Here is a 12,753-nt window from a genome sequence, read left to right as displayed (position 1 = left end):
CAGCCCGCGTTGCGGCGCCGAGACAGCTTCAGCAGCCTGCAACGAATGATCAACGATTCGCGTCTCGCCGTTCCTTGTGCTCTATCCACGGGTGACCATCGCGGCATGAGGAGACTATGCACGGTGGGGGCCGGGGCTGCTGTTGTGGCCGTGGTGATGATGCTGGGGGGCTGTGGGGGCGGCGCGGGCACGGCAGGGGAGAAGGTGTCCGAGGCGCCGTCGGTTTCAGCTTCGGTAGAGGAAACCGACGCGACAGTATCGGAGGTGCCCGAGGAGCCAGAGCCTGCGTATCCGCCTGGTCCGGAGGGAGAGATCGACGAGAAGGCCGATACCGAGGGCTGGGTCTACGACACCACCACCTATCAATCGGCGTCGGACTACGTGCAAGACATCTGCGACTCTCTGCCGGACCAGACTGAGAGCGCGTCGCCGGCGCAGTGGCTTGCCGAGGCTGGCTACATGGACGAGGACGGCGCGAAGATCCTGAGCTTCGGGGTGCCGAAGCTGTGCCCGAAGTGGTCGAAGACCGTCAGACAGGCCGTGTCAGGGGACTATGAGCGGTGGATCTCGGCGGGTGAGTACGAGGTGACAGCACACCCGAAGCCGTTCGACGCCGATTCTGGTTCAGATGTTCAGGAGATCGGGCCGGGCACGTATCAGGCGACCGGCCACTTCTCAGACTGTTACTGGGAGCGGACGGCCGCGAACGGGGACATCATCGCGAACCGGTTCGTAACGCAGGCGACCCGGTTGACAGTGACCCTCCGCGTTGGGGAGTTGTTCAAGAACGAGTGCGGGACGTTCAAGCCGGTCGGCTGAATGAGCGGTTCTCTGGCCTGGGGCCTGCTGGGAGCCGCTGACCAACGACGGGCCTGTCCTGCTGACTACACGACTACCGAGAGGAAGGAAGCCCATGGCCACGGAGCGCGTCACCGTCCGCGTCCTGTTGCTCTTCGGCGACCAGGCGGAGGTCGTCGCCGACGTCCCGCCGGAAGAGCGCGCTGAGCCGGAGCGCTACCCGGCGGCGGACATCGCCGCGGCGACCGGCGTGTCCGTCAGCGACTTGCCTGGCGTCCGGCTGTCTGCCGAGGTCGGCGACGATGGCCGGCTGTCTGGATGGCACCTCGCCTGACCTGACACAACGGCCCCAGCTTCCGTGGAAGTTGGGGCCACTTCTTCGCCTAGGAGTGTTGCAAAACAGTGCATCAACGGTCCATAATAGAGACAGAAGGGACGAGGGGCCGGAAACCCCGAAACCTTCACCAACCACCACAACTCAAGAGAGGACGGACGCTATGTCTGACGAGTCCGAGCGGGAGATCCAGAACCTGGGGATCGCCATTCTCGGGATCTACACCCTGATCTCCAGAGTGTGCGGGTTCCTCCCGATCCCGATCACTCTCCCCGACTTCGAGGCCGACACCCTCCGCAGCGGCGAGATGATCGCCGCAGTGGTCCGGATCACGGAACTCATCGAGGACGAACCGATCAGCGAAGACCTTCAGGCGGGGATCTGGGGAGGATGCCTTCACTGGCTCTCCGCAGCCCACCTCTTCAGCCGGTACATGGAGACCGCTGAACACGTGGTGAGCCTGGAGATCAGGGTCAACCTCGTGACCGCCGGTGAAACGCTCCACAGCGTGGCGCACGAGCTGATCGACACCCAGGAGGACTGACACACCGAGCCCCCCGGCAGCCAGCCGGGGGGCTTACCCACAAGATCAGAGACGACCGGCAGGGGCCGGGCTGAAGCCCACAGGCACGAGAGGCGCCCGTCGGAAAACCCCCACCGGTCACCAACCATCCACAAGGGACGGACACCACCATGGTAGACACCCCGCCCGGCGAGACCTACGCCGAGATCGCCGCCCGCCACGGCCGCGCCGAGACCACCGTCCGCAACCAGTGGGCACGCCACCCCGCATGGCCCGAACCCATCGGGAAACGCGGCCGGTACCTGCTTTTCGACCCGGCCACGGTCGACCAGGTCGTGGCCGAGCACATCGAGCGCCCGGCCGCCGACCTGGAGCCCAGCCGCCTCTACACCGCCCGGGAGATCGAACAGGCCACCGACCTCACGGCGGCCACGATCCGCGCCGACCGCTCGAAGGGCCGCTGGCCGGAGCCCGACGACTGCTCCGGCCGCGCGCACCGCTGGTACGGCTCCACCGTGGCGCAGGCGCTTGCCGGGCGACGCGGCTACCGGAAGGCCGGCGGCGGCTGACCGCCAGCGCCAGGCCACCCCGTGGCGCCGGCCTGGCCGGGGTAGAAGAGAAGAACAGCATGAACACCGGTGAGATCAGCTTCATTCTGATCGTCGGCATCTTCGTCATGGTGTTGCTGATGGTCCTCGGCATCCTGCCCGCCTGACCGCGCGCGTCGGCGGCCGGCTCAGGCAGTGGATGACCACCCTCAGGGACGAACACTCGAAGGGCCTCTGGCCGAAGCCGGACGACCACTTCCGGCCGTGTGCAGTGTTTCGGCCATATCGCGAATCGGCAGGCCAGAGATGCTTCTACTTTTCTCGCGGAAAGTAGAAGTTGCTCAGCAGTGCTTGCCAGTTCTCGCATGTCAGCTGCTGAATTGGGGCGTCTGGCTGGGATCGGCCACCGTCAGATGTGGGCTTCACGCTCATGCCATAACGTGCTCTGCCGTGGCCGGATGCAGCACCTCGCCAAGGATGCTGTGACCAGCCTCACAGCTCGTTTTGGCGGGCCGGGTTTCTCCGGTTTGCTCCGATGTTTAGTGGGACTGAGTGGGACTGAGTGGGACTGAGTGGGACTCAGTCGACCAGCAGCGGAAGCGGGCCCTTCGCACAACACCTTTCGGGTGCTTCGTAGTCGGCCGCCCTCACTACACTCATCAAAAGCACAGAAGGAGCCCCAACCCCGACGCGGTTTCCTAGGCCAACCGTCGGGAGGGCTCCCGGTGCGACACCAGACCACGAGACTCACGTAAGAAGGTGACGCTTGAAGACTAGCAAGAACGCCACCCCAGGGAATCCTTGGATGAGCTGGGCCCGGAAGTGGGCCGCACGGTACGGCCGGTCTGCCCAGGAGCAGCTGATCCGCGGGGCCGCCTACGGAGTGGGGTCGGGCGCGGTCAGCCTTGTGGTCCTCTGGATTCAGGCCCGTACCTGACTGCCAAACAGATCGACAACCCGGCCCGCAGCCATCCTGGCTGCGGGCCCGTTCCATGGAGGGGCTGTTACGTCAAGGTCACCGAAGTGGGCGACCTTGTATCTCATGGACTCCAGCTACAAGCCGTGAACGGTTGGGGGCAGCGCCAGCGACGGCGCCCGTGACGACAGTAACGGACGGAGAACGGCAGTGACATCGCGACGCCGTAAGCAGTTCATGCGCGAAGCCAGCCAGCGGCAGGCCGATCGCCAGCGCGCCCAGCGCGAGGCAGAAGAGCGGCCGCGACAGCCTGGCGAAGATTACCTGGCAGCCACTCGGCGACTGGATGAGCTGAAGTACAAGCGCGCGGATCCGCTGCCGCCGGCGTCCATGTCCAAGAACGCCGACCGACTGCCGCTCTTCTGGCTGGCGTACTTCCTGATCCCGATCGTCGGCACCTGGCTGCTCATCCACTTCCTCAACTGGTGGGAACGCTTCTGACCGCACCATGGTCGGACGTACGCTGGTGGCGAGCCCCCGCAAGGGGCAGGCGTACCGGGCGGCCGTACACCGTCCGCGTCGGGGCGGGCCGCGCGAACCCGTGCGCCCGGGAGGGGTAGAACCCCGGCCCGCCCACAACGCTCCTCAATCAAAGGGCCGTTGTCAGACCCTCGTGTCATCCTGGCCAAGAACACCGTAGTGACACCAGGAGATGCCGTGCCCCAAACCCTTAATCCGCTTACCGTCCAGCGGCTCGCCTACATCAGGTTCATCTACCAGGAAGGCATCGAACAGAGCCGCCAACCCTCCGTCCTCTCGGCTCGCGCATTGACCTCGTTCCACGATGCGACTGAGAACCTCCTGGGTCTGGTCGTCGAACACCTTGAGATCGACGTGAAGAAAGCCCCCGAATTCCTGGGGTACTGGGAGACGGTCAGGCCGAAGTACCAGCTGCCCAACAGAGCTGGCATGAAGCGACTGAACGACTGGCGGGTAGCGCTGAAACACAACGGGACCTTCCCGTCAGAACATCAGATCGAGCAGGCGAGAGCCGCGGTGGCGGGCTTCTTCCACACCGTGGCGGCCGACGTCTTCGGAGTGGACTTCGACTCGATCGACATGGTGGACCTGCTGACCCAGCCAGAGACGGTGCGGTTGTTGCGCGAGGCCCAGACGCATGCCGATATCGGCGACTACCCGATGGCCATGGCGGGCTTGGTGCTGGCCTTCGACGCGCTCTTGGCCCACTACGCCACGCGGGATCGGCCCGCCAGCGCTTCGCCCTTCAAGTTCGGTTCGACGATCTATCGGATGGACGAACCGAAGGAGCGGGAGATGCCGAAGGATGCGGGGAGCAGACACCTCCTGCCGAAACTCAAGAAAATCCACAGCTTCGCCGCGGCCGGGCAGGACGCCTTGCGTGTGATGAGCCTGGGGATCGACTACCCGAGTCTGGCCCGCTTCAGGGTCATGTCACCTTCGGTCCACGGGTACTACGACGGTAGCCAGCGATTCGTCGACCTCCCGTCGCTGCGCACGCTCACAGAAGACGATTACAACTGGGCCAGGCACTTCATAATCGAGTCGGGGCTTCGCGCCTCACGGGCCGACGAGATCCGTGGGATGCAGGAGCGGGCCTACGAGCTGGACTGGAACCCTTCGGAGCCGTACGGAGAGCGGTCGTGGAAGGGGCCAGCCGGTGACCCGCCGGAGGACGACGGGGTAAGCGCGTTCGAGGCCGAGGCGTGACACTGGCGGCGTGAGCGCCGCCGTCGCTGCGCGGTCACGTGCCCACGCAGCACGGCGTACGCTGGCGCCACATCACTGGGGAGGGACGCCATGGCGTTGAAGAAGATCGAACACACCGCGCCGAAGAAGCAGTTCATGACGCTCGACGACCTCGCCGCCTTCGTGCAGGACGCGATGCGCTCCGGCGCCACCGGCCAAGAGGTCGTCGCCGCCGTCGTCTCCTTCGGCGGCAAGCTGCAGAAGGTCAGTGCCGAGGTCGAGCTGCGCCCGATGGACACCGAGCAGCGCCCCGTCGACTTCGGGAAGCCGCCGGCCTGGCCCGGCCGGTAATCCCCGCGACGCCCAGCCGAGCCCCGTCACAGGACTGTGGCGGGGTCCTGAACGATCTCCCCGCGGACGTGGGACGTGGACGGATCGCCGTGTTTCAAGCACTCGGCGGGCATCCTCGGAGCCGGCGCGAGTCTCCGGTTCACGACGAAGACGGATGAGATCCGATGGGGCATCGACGGCTGACGGTCGGTGCCGGGTAAACACCCGTGCCATGGCTAGCCGTTGCTGCGTATGGTTGCGTCTATGGCGAGCACAATCTGCGGCTGGTGCGGCGATCGCACCCACATGACTATGGTGTTGGACCCGTACCTGTTGCCAGAGGCTGTCTGGCCCACCACAAGCTACGGTCTGCCAGACCATGATCGCCCGGTGTACATGGCAGCCTTCCGATGCTCCAACGAAAATTGTTCGCGCCTTTCCGTCGGCTGGGCCGAGCTGTACAAGGCCGTCTACGCCACGGCGAAGATCAAGCTCCCTCAAGTTGAGCTCCAATGGGAACCGATCGCCATCCGGCGTCCGCAGTTTGCGGACGTGCCGCCGGAGATTGGTGCCACGGCCAGCGAGGCTCACGCATGCCTCAGCATAGGAGCCGCTCGCGGAGCCGTCGCCCTTGCTCGTGCCGTGGTAGAAGCGACAGCGAAGGCCAAGGGCATCACGGTGGGGGGCATTCAAAAGAAGATCAACGCCCTTCGCGACAGCGGCGTCATCAGCCCACTCACGGCAGATACGAGCGATCAGATCCGGCAGGATGGCAACAGCATTGCTCATGGGGACATCGGTGATGAGCCGATCTCGACGGAGGACGCCGAAGCCATTCTCGAGTTCATGGACGCTCTGCTCGATGAGGTCTTCCAGCGCCCGTCGAAGCTCCAGAGGCTGCAGAGCAGGCACCAGGAGCGCAAGGAGAGCAACGGCGGTGCCGACAGCAGTGCCGTCGCCCCGGTCACTGCCGCCGGCGCAGACTTCTCAGGTGCTCCCATCGGGCGGCCCTGAACAGCGCGGCCCGATGGGCCCAACAAGCTGGGCACACTGGACGAGTGACCAGTACCAGCACCGGATGTGACGGCCGACCCCTCGTCACCACCGCCCAAGCCGCCTACTCCCTCGGCATGACGCCCAAGCAGTTCCGCGACTGGGCGCGCCGCCGCGCCGTGACCCCGGCCGGCTCCCGACCCAACCCCAACCGCGGCCAGGCCCTGGCCTTGTGGGACTTGGCCGACATAGCCGCCGCCGTACGCCGTCAGGAAGCTCGGACGCCCGTGTGTCAAGGGGCCTGACCAGCGGCTACTTGACAGAGATCAGTACGCCGCTCATTCTGTGAGACGGTGGCACCGCTGTCGCAAAGGTCTCCCGCCGCACCACTGCCACCAGCCCAGCCCAGCTTTCCCGAGCCCGGCCACAGTGCCGGGCTCGGGTGTGTCCGGGGGTGGTGGCCATGCCTCGCACCAGCACCACTCCCAGTGCAGCAGGCGCCGCCTGCCTGCCCTACCAGCAGCACAGCCACCAGGGCAGCGCCCTGCCAGCCCCTCCTGCCCATGCCTGAGCTGACGGAGCAGGAGATTGAGCGCCGCACAAGGCAGGCACGATCCGGTCGACCCTGGCGACGAGTCCAGGCGCAGGTCTTCGCCGAAGAGACACTCTGCTGGTGGTGCGGCAGGCACGTCGACCAGTCCCTGCCCGGCACCACCCACCCCATGGCGCGCACCGTCGACCACGTCCAACCCCTCTGGCTCGGAGGGGATCCCCTCGACCGGGCGAACTGCAGGCTGGCCCACCGTCGCTGCAACACCATCCGGAACAACCAGCTCCGCGCCGCGCGCCAGCCGCGCCCGAGCTTCACTGTGGACGCTGCAAGCCTCTGACCTTTACAGATGTAAATAATGTCCGATATTCCGGGTTTTTTGATCAAGGAGCGGATGACCCCGCCCCCACCTGACCCTCCCTCTCCCCCCGCGATTTTTGGGCAGCGCAAATGATCACGGGAGGAGAGGGAGACGGTGCCGGAGGAGCCTGCCGGTCTCGGTGAGCGGGGCCGCCGGATGTGGCGGGAATCCCTGGCGATCTGGTCTCTGACTCCGGCGCATCTGGTGCTGCTGGAGGAGGCTTGTCGGATCGCTGACCGGCTTGAACTGCTGGATTCCATGGTGCGCGTGTCCTCGGGCGATGTCAATGCCGATGTCGCTCAATTCGCTGATATTTCGGGGTTGTTGGCGGAGTCTCGGCAGCAGTCGGCGGCTTTGAAGGCGCTTTTGGCGGAGATCCGGCAGGGCCAGTACGGCGCTGCTCCGGCCTCGGTTGATCCGGCAGGGGGTGCGGGTGTCTCCGACCTCACTGCCCGGATCGCACGCAAGGCCCAGGGTTGAACTCGCGCCGCCGGCCGCGTACTCGCTCGGCCCGGAGGCGTGCGAGCTGGCGCGGCGTGCCGGCCTCGTCGCGGACCCGTGGCAGGCGGACAGCCTCGACCTGATGATGTCGGTGCGCGCCGACGGGAAGTGGGCGTGCTTCGAGTTCGCCGAGTGGGTGCCGCGCCAGAACGGCAAGGGCGCCATCCTGGAGATCCGGGCGCTCGCCGGGTTCCTGCTGCTGGGCGAACAGCTGATCATGTGGTCGGCGCACGAGTACAAGACGGCGATCCGGGCGTTCCGGCGGATGAAGCAGCTGCTGAAGCGGCTCGGCAAGCAGGTCGGCGCGAACGAGAACCTGCTCGAGGTCGACGGCATCCGCATCAAGATCAGCAACACGAACGGGGAAGAGGGCTTCGAGCGGCTCGACACCAACGCCGAGCTGAAGTTCATCGCCCGCAGCAAGGGATCTGGTCGCGGGTTCACCGGCAACACGAACATCATCGACGAGGCCTTCGCCTACACCTGGGAACAGAACGAAGCCCTCATGCCGACGATGCGGGCCGTCCAGAACCCGCAGATCATCTACACCAGCACGCCGCCGCTGTCGGGCGACACCGGCGACGTGATGTACCACCTGCGCGAGCGAGCCGAAGCAGGAGGGGACGCCTCGCTCGGCTACCGCGACTGGGGCCTCGACGGCGACCTGGAGCACCTCGCCGACGTCGACCTCGACGAGCCGGAGCTGTGGCAGGCGACCAACCCGGCATGGGGGACCCGCGTCACCGAAGAAGCCACGGCGCGCGACCGGCGCGGCATGAGCGACCAGGGTTTCGCCCGCGAGATCCTCGGCATCTGGCCGAAGCGCGCCGAGGGCAGCACCGTCATCGACCCGGCCAAGTGGGCGGCCATGCTCGACGAGGCCACGGAGCGCGACCGGGACGCCGGCCTCGCCCTGGGCGTGGACATCAGTCCGCTGAGGGACTCGTCGGCGATCTGCGTGTACGGGCTGCGGGCGGACGGGCTGGGACACGCCCAGCTGGCCGACTACCGGCCCGGCACGAAGTGGCTCATCCCGCGGCTGATCGAGCTGCGCGAGGCCCTGGAGCCGATCGCGATCGCCATGGGCAAGGGGACCTTCGCGTTCCTGAAGACGGCCCTGGACAAGGAGGGCTTCCAGCTGCCAGAGGACCCGGAGGAACCGGATCCCGGCGACTTGGCCGTGACCGGGGCGATCGACATGGCGGCCGCGACCGGGCAGGTCCTCGACGGCGTCCGGGAGCAGGCCTTCAGGGTCCGGCCGAACCGGCACCTCGACGTGGCCGTGGCCGGAGCTAAGACGAAGGCCTCCGGCGACACGATCGCGTGGACGCCGACCAAGTCGGACGTCGACATCACCCCGCTCGTCGCCATGAGTCTCGCCCGCTGGTCCTACCTCGACCGCTCGCACCTGCTGGCTGACGCCGAATACGACGTCCTCGAATCGATCTTCTAGGGAGTGCGCGTGAAGCTGTGGCCCCGGCGCAAGCCCGCCCGTACATCGCAGGACGCAGGCCCGGTCCTTGTCGGCGACGTGTGGATGGACGCGCGCGGCCGTACGGCGAGCAGCTGGCGTGCGACGGCCCGCGCCACGTGGGGCCGGCGGCTCGGCTTGGCGGTCCGCGGCTTCCGCCAGGCCGGCGGGTGGCTGGTCGGTGTGGAATCCCGCAGCGCGGTCGAGCGGCGCTCCATCACGTCCGTGCCCTGGAATCACGGCGGCCCGCTCCAGGCCGGTGGCGCGGTCAGTGTCGACCGGGCGCTGCGCCTGGCCCCCGTGTACGCGGCCGGGCGGCTGCTGGCGTCGAACCTGGCTGCTGCGCCGCTGCGCCAGTACCGGGAAGTCGGCGACGCGGTGCAGAGCCTGCCGCTCAGCTCGCTGTTCGCGAGCCCCTCGACGCAAGGCAATCTGCACGACTGGATCAAGCGGGCCGTCTTGTCGATGGTCTACCGGGGCAACGCGGTCGGCTACGTCACCGCCCGCGACTACCTGGGCTACCCGACGATGGTCGAGTGGCTGCCGATGGACTGGGTCCAGGTCATCGACTCGATGCCGTACGGCGAGGGCTCGTTCGTCAACCCGATCTGGTACGTCCTCGGCAACCGTGTCGACCCGGCTGACATCGTGCACATCCCCTGGTTCACCGTGCCGGGCAAGGTGCTCGGGCTGTCACCGATCGGCGCGTTCGCGTCGATGGCGAACACGAGCCTGGCCGCGCAGGAGTACATGGAGGCCTGGCACGCGACCGGCGGCGTGCCCCCGGGCACGTTCAAGAACACGGCGAAGAAGGTCGACCAGAAGGAAGCCGCGGTCATCAAAGCCCGTCTGGTCGAGGCGATCCGATCGCGGCAGCCGATCGTGCACGGCGCGGACTGGGACTACGAGGCGATCACCGTCCCGGCGTACGAGGCCCAGTTCATCGCCACGCTGAAGCTGGGCGCAACGCAGATCGCCGCGATCTACGGAGTGCCGCCCGAGCTGATCGGCGGTGAGACCGGCGGATCGATGTCCTACAGCAGCCCGGCACAGCGCGAGGTTGAGCTGATCCAGCTCACGCTGCTGCCGTGGATGAGCACGCTGGAGTCGCATCTGTCGATGCTCACCCCGAGGGGGCAGTGCGTGAAGTTCAACGCGGACGCCCTAATCCGCCTGGACCCGCTGACCCGCTGGTCAATGTGGGAGAAGGCCCGGCTGATCGGCGGCATGAACGTCGACGAGATCCGCAACCGGGAGAACATGCCGCCCCTGCCGGACGGCCAGGGCCAGGACTACACGCCGCTGCCGATCCAGGCCGGCGTCTCGATCACCCCGCCGACCATCCGCAGCGACGGCGAAGACCCGCGGCTGCGGCTGGTCCGGGGGAGCGAAGAACAGCATGGCTGAGCAGGACACAACCACCCCGCTGGAGGGCACTGTGGAGATCGAACGCCGGTACACCTCCGGCGACACCGGCAAGGCCGAACTGCGCGCCGACAACGGCATGAAGCGCATCGGCGGGTACGCGGCCGTCTTCAACCGGCAGAGCAAGAATTTGGGGGGCTTCATCGAGGTCGTCGACCCGGTCGCCTTCAACCAGTCCCGCGGCGACGGCTGGCCGGACGTCATCGCCCGCTACAACCACGACGACAACCAGCTGCTCGGCACCACCGCGGCCGGCACCCTGCGGATGGGCATCGACGCGTACGGCCTGGCGTACGACGTGCTCCCGCCGGCCGCCATGGGCCACGTGGTCGAGCTGGTTGAACGCGGCGACGTCCGCAAGTCGTCCTTCGCGTTCCGCACCCTGGACGACGACTGGACGATGACCGACCAGGGGTATCCGCTGCGGCGGCTGCTCGGCGCCCAGGTCGTCGACGTCGCCCCGGTGAACACGCCCGCCTACGCGGACACCTCAGCGGGCCTGCGCTCGCTCGCGAAGAAGTTCGACGCTGACCTCGAGGAAGTCCGCTCGCTCGCCCAGGCGGATGAGCTGCGCAAGTTCTTCGTCCGCAGCGACGGGCCGTCCCCGGCCCGGCCCAAGAAGAAGGGCATGGCAGGCCACGCCGCCGCGGCGGCGCTGCTGGCCCGGCGCGAAGACCCGTACGTCTGAGCCCCCACAGGGCCGCGTACGCACTGCAGTACCAAGACCCCCACATTCAGGGGGCGGCACGACCGTCCTGGACCGCGTAACCGCACTGCCACGGCACCGACTTGGGCAACCCCCGGTCGGTGGCCGCTCTGGGTGCGGCGAAGCACACAACGGGCCGCGTGTGACACGGAGAGGGATCAGCGGACCGCCGGTTGCGAAGAGGCGCCGGCCACCGGCACCCCCTGGGGTGCGGGACCGCGAGGGCTCCCGGTCGAGATCGAATTCGATCGGAGTCCATCCATGTCGGACATGGTCAAGAAGCTGCGGGAGCGCCGCGCCCAGGTCTGGGAGCAGATGAAGGGCATCGCCGACCGCAGCACCGAGGAGAACCGCAATCTCACGGCCGAGGAGCAGGGCCAGTGGGACGTGATGAGCGAGGAGCTGGACAAGCTCGACGAGCGCATCAAGGCGGCCCTGGACACCGAGCAGCGGGCGAAGGACGCGGACGCCGCGTTCGACCGGCTGCACGGCGGCAAGGGCAGCGGGCCGGGCGACGGCGGCCAGGGCGGCGGGCAGCGTGCTGGTGCCCCGGCCGAGGGCGGTGACGCAGAGCTGCGGTCGTGGATGCGCGGCGAGAGCCGCTCCCGCTTCTTCGACGTCCGCCCCAAGGGCCGCATCGACTGGCGGTCCCTGCAGCAGCGTGCGCTCACCGTCGGCGCGGCCACCGGCGGCGGCGACACCGTGCCCACCACGTTCTACGACCGGCTGGTGCAGCACCTCATCCAGAACTCGGCGATCATGCAGTCGGGTGCGACGATCCTCAACACGGACGGCGGCGAGACCATCCAGGTCCCGAAGACCACCGCCCACAGCTCGGCGTCGATCGTCACCGAGGGCCAGCCCATCGGCGAGTCCGACCCGGCCTTCGGGCAGGTCGAACTCAACGCGTTCAAGTACGGCGCGCTGATCCAGGTCAGCCGCGAACTGCTCGACGACTCCGGCGTGGACCTGGAGGGCTACCTCGCCATGCAGGCCGGCCGGGCGCTCGGCAACGCCTTCGGGGCGCACGCCATCACCGGAACCGGCTCCAGCCAGCCCCGCGGCGTCGTCACCGACGCCACCGTGGGCGTCACGGGCGGAACCGGCGTCGGGGGCGCCTTCACCTCGGACAACATCATCGACCTGTTCTTCTCGGTGATCGCGCCGTACCGCAAGTCCCCTGCCGCGATCTGGATGATGGCGGACAGCTCGATCGCTGCCGTCCGCAAGCTGAAGGACACCACCGGTCAGTACATCTGGCAGCCGGGCCTGCAGGCCGGCGTCCCGGACACCATCCTCGGCAAGCCGGTCCTGACCGAGCCCAACGTGGCCGCGGTCGCCACCGGCGCGAAGTCCGTGGTCTTCGGCGACATGTCGCAGTACTTCGTCCGCCTCGCGGGCGGCGTCCGCTTCGAGCGGTCCGACGACTTCGCCTTCAACACCGACCTGGTCACCTTCCGCGCGCTGATGCGCGCCGACGGGGCCCTCGTCGACCTCACCGGAGCCGTGAAGACGTACCAGGGCGCCGGCAGCTGAACTGGAGACGCGGCGCGGGCACCCGCCGGGGCC

At 67.6% G+C, this 12,753-nt stretch carries 15 protein-coding genes; all 15 read left to right on the top strand.

Annotation, left to right across the window (positions count from 1 at the left end; all coding sequences use genetic code 11):
* Positions 1 to 150 precede the first annotated feature (150 nt).
* The 15 genes from ACFC02_RS19865 to ACFC02_RS19795 all read left to right on the top strand — a co-directional run bounded on the left by ACFC02_RS19865 (position 151) and on the right by ACFC02_RS19795 (position 12,720).
* Positions 151 to 819: a hypothetical protein gene (locus ACFC02_RS19865; RefSeq protein ID WP_376358593.1), complete on the top strand. Its 669-nt coding sequence runs from the start codon at positions 151 to 153 to the stop codon at positions 817 to 819.
* Positions 820 to 913: 94 nt separating this feature from the next.
* The gene (locus tag ACFC02_RS19860) at positions 914 to 1,132 is read left to right on the top strand and encodes a hypothetical protein (protein WP_376358590.1); all 219 of its coding nucleotides are present in this window, start codon (positions 914 to 916) and stop codon (positions 1,130 to 1,132) included.
* A 163-nt stretch (positions 1,133 to 1,295) separates the two neighbouring features.
* Positions 1,296 to 1,676, top strand: a complete 381-nt coding sequence (locus tag ACFC02_RS19855; RefSeq protein ID WP_376358587.1) for a hypothetical protein — start codon at positions 1,296 to 1,298, stop codon at positions 1,674 to 1,676.
* Between the two features lie 149 nt (positions 1,677 to 1,825).
* The gene (locus ACFC02_RS19850; RefSeq protein ID WP_376358584.1) at positions 1,826 to 2,224 is read left to right on the top strand and encodes a helix-turn-helix transcriptional regulator; all 399 of its coding nucleotides are present in this window, start codon (positions 1,826 to 1,828) and stop codon (positions 2,222 to 2,224) included.
* A gap of 1,132 nt (positions 2,225 to 3,356) precedes the next feature.
* Positions 3,357 to 3,620 carry a hypothetical protein gene (locus ACFC02_RS19845; protein ID WP_376358581.1) on the top strand — a complete coding sequence of 88 codons (264 nt, stop codon included), beginning with the start codon at positions 3,357 to 3,359 and terminating at the stop codon, positions 3,618 to 3,620.
* A 216-nt stretch (positions 3,621 to 3,836) separates the two neighbouring features.
* Positions 3,837 to 4,868: a hypothetical protein gene (locus ACFC02_RS19840; RefSeq protein WP_376358578.1), complete on the top strand. Its 1,032-nt coding sequence runs from the start codon at positions 3,837 to 3,839 to the stop codon at positions 4,866 to 4,868.
* Positions 4,869 to 4,958: 90 nt separating this feature from the next.
* Positions 4,959 to 5,198, top strand: a complete 240-nt coding sequence (locus tag ACFC02_RS19835) for a hypothetical protein (protein ID WP_376358575.1) — start codon at positions 4,959 to 4,961, stop codon at positions 5,196 to 5,198.
* A gap of 243 nt (positions 5,199 to 5,441) precedes the next feature.
* Complete coding sequence (locus ACFC02_RS19830) at positions 5,442 to 6,191, top strand: DUF4145 domain-containing protein (RefSeq protein ID WP_376358572.1); 750 nt, start codon at positions 5,442 to 5,444, stop codon at positions 6,189 to 6,191.
* Between the two features lie 44 nt (positions 6,192 to 6,235).
* Positions 6,236 to 6,475 (top strand): hypothetical protein, encoded by a 240-nt coding sequence (locus ACFC02_RS19825; RefSeq protein WP_376358569.1) that lies wholly within the window; start codon positions 6,236 to 6,238, stop codon positions 6,473 to 6,475.
* A gap of 258 nt (positions 6,476 to 6,733) precedes the next feature.
* Entirely contained in the window at positions 6,734 to 7,060 is a 327-nt protein-coding gene (locus ACFC02_RS19820) for an HNH endonuclease (protein WP_376358566.1), read from the top strand.
* A 135-nt stretch (positions 7,061 to 7,195) separates the two neighbouring features.
* Positions 7,196 to 7,561, top strand: a complete 366-nt coding sequence (locus tag ACFC02_RS19815; protein WP_376358563.1) for a hypothetical protein — start codon at positions 7,196 to 7,198, stop codon at positions 7,559 to 7,561.
* Entirely contained in the window at positions 7,515 to 9,035 is a 1,521-nt protein-coding gene (locus tag ACFC02_RS19810) for a hypothetical protein (protein ID WP_376358560.1), read from the top strand. The genes ACFC02_RS19815 and ACFC02_RS19810 overlap by 47 nt, the downstream gene beginning before the upstream one ends.
* Positions 9,036 to 9,044: 9 nt before the next feature.
* Positions 9,045 to 10,460: a phage portal protein gene (locus tag ACFC02_RS19805; protein WP_376358557.1), complete on the top strand. Its 1,416-nt coding sequence runs from the start codon at positions 9,045 to 9,047 to the stop codon at positions 10,458 to 10,460.
* Positions 10,453 to 11,166 carry an HK97 family phage prohead protease gene (locus tag ACFC02_RS19800; protein WP_376358554.1) on the top strand — a complete coding sequence of 238 codons (714 nt, stop codon included), beginning with the start codon at positions 10,453 to 10,455 and terminating at the stop codon, positions 11,164 to 11,166. Before ACFC02_RS19805 ends, ACFC02_RS19800 begins: the two co-directional genes overlap by 8 nt.
* A 279-nt stretch (positions 11,167 to 11,445) precedes the next feature.
* On the top strand, positions 11,446 to 12,720 hold the full coding sequence (locus ACFC02_RS19795) for a phage major capsid protein (protein ID WP_376358551.1): 1,275 nt from the start codon (positions 11,446 to 11,448) through the stop codon (positions 12,718 to 12,720).
* Positions 12,721 to 12,753 lie beyond the last annotated feature (33 nt).

The sequence above is a fragment of the Streptomyces sp. NPDC056160 genome (assembly GCF_042268205.1).
Taxonomy (GTDB): domain Bacteria; phylum Actinomycetota; class Actinomycetes; order Streptomycetales; family Streptomycetaceae; genus Streptomyces.
This window is presented reverse-complemented; position numbering and strand designations above follow the sequence as displayed.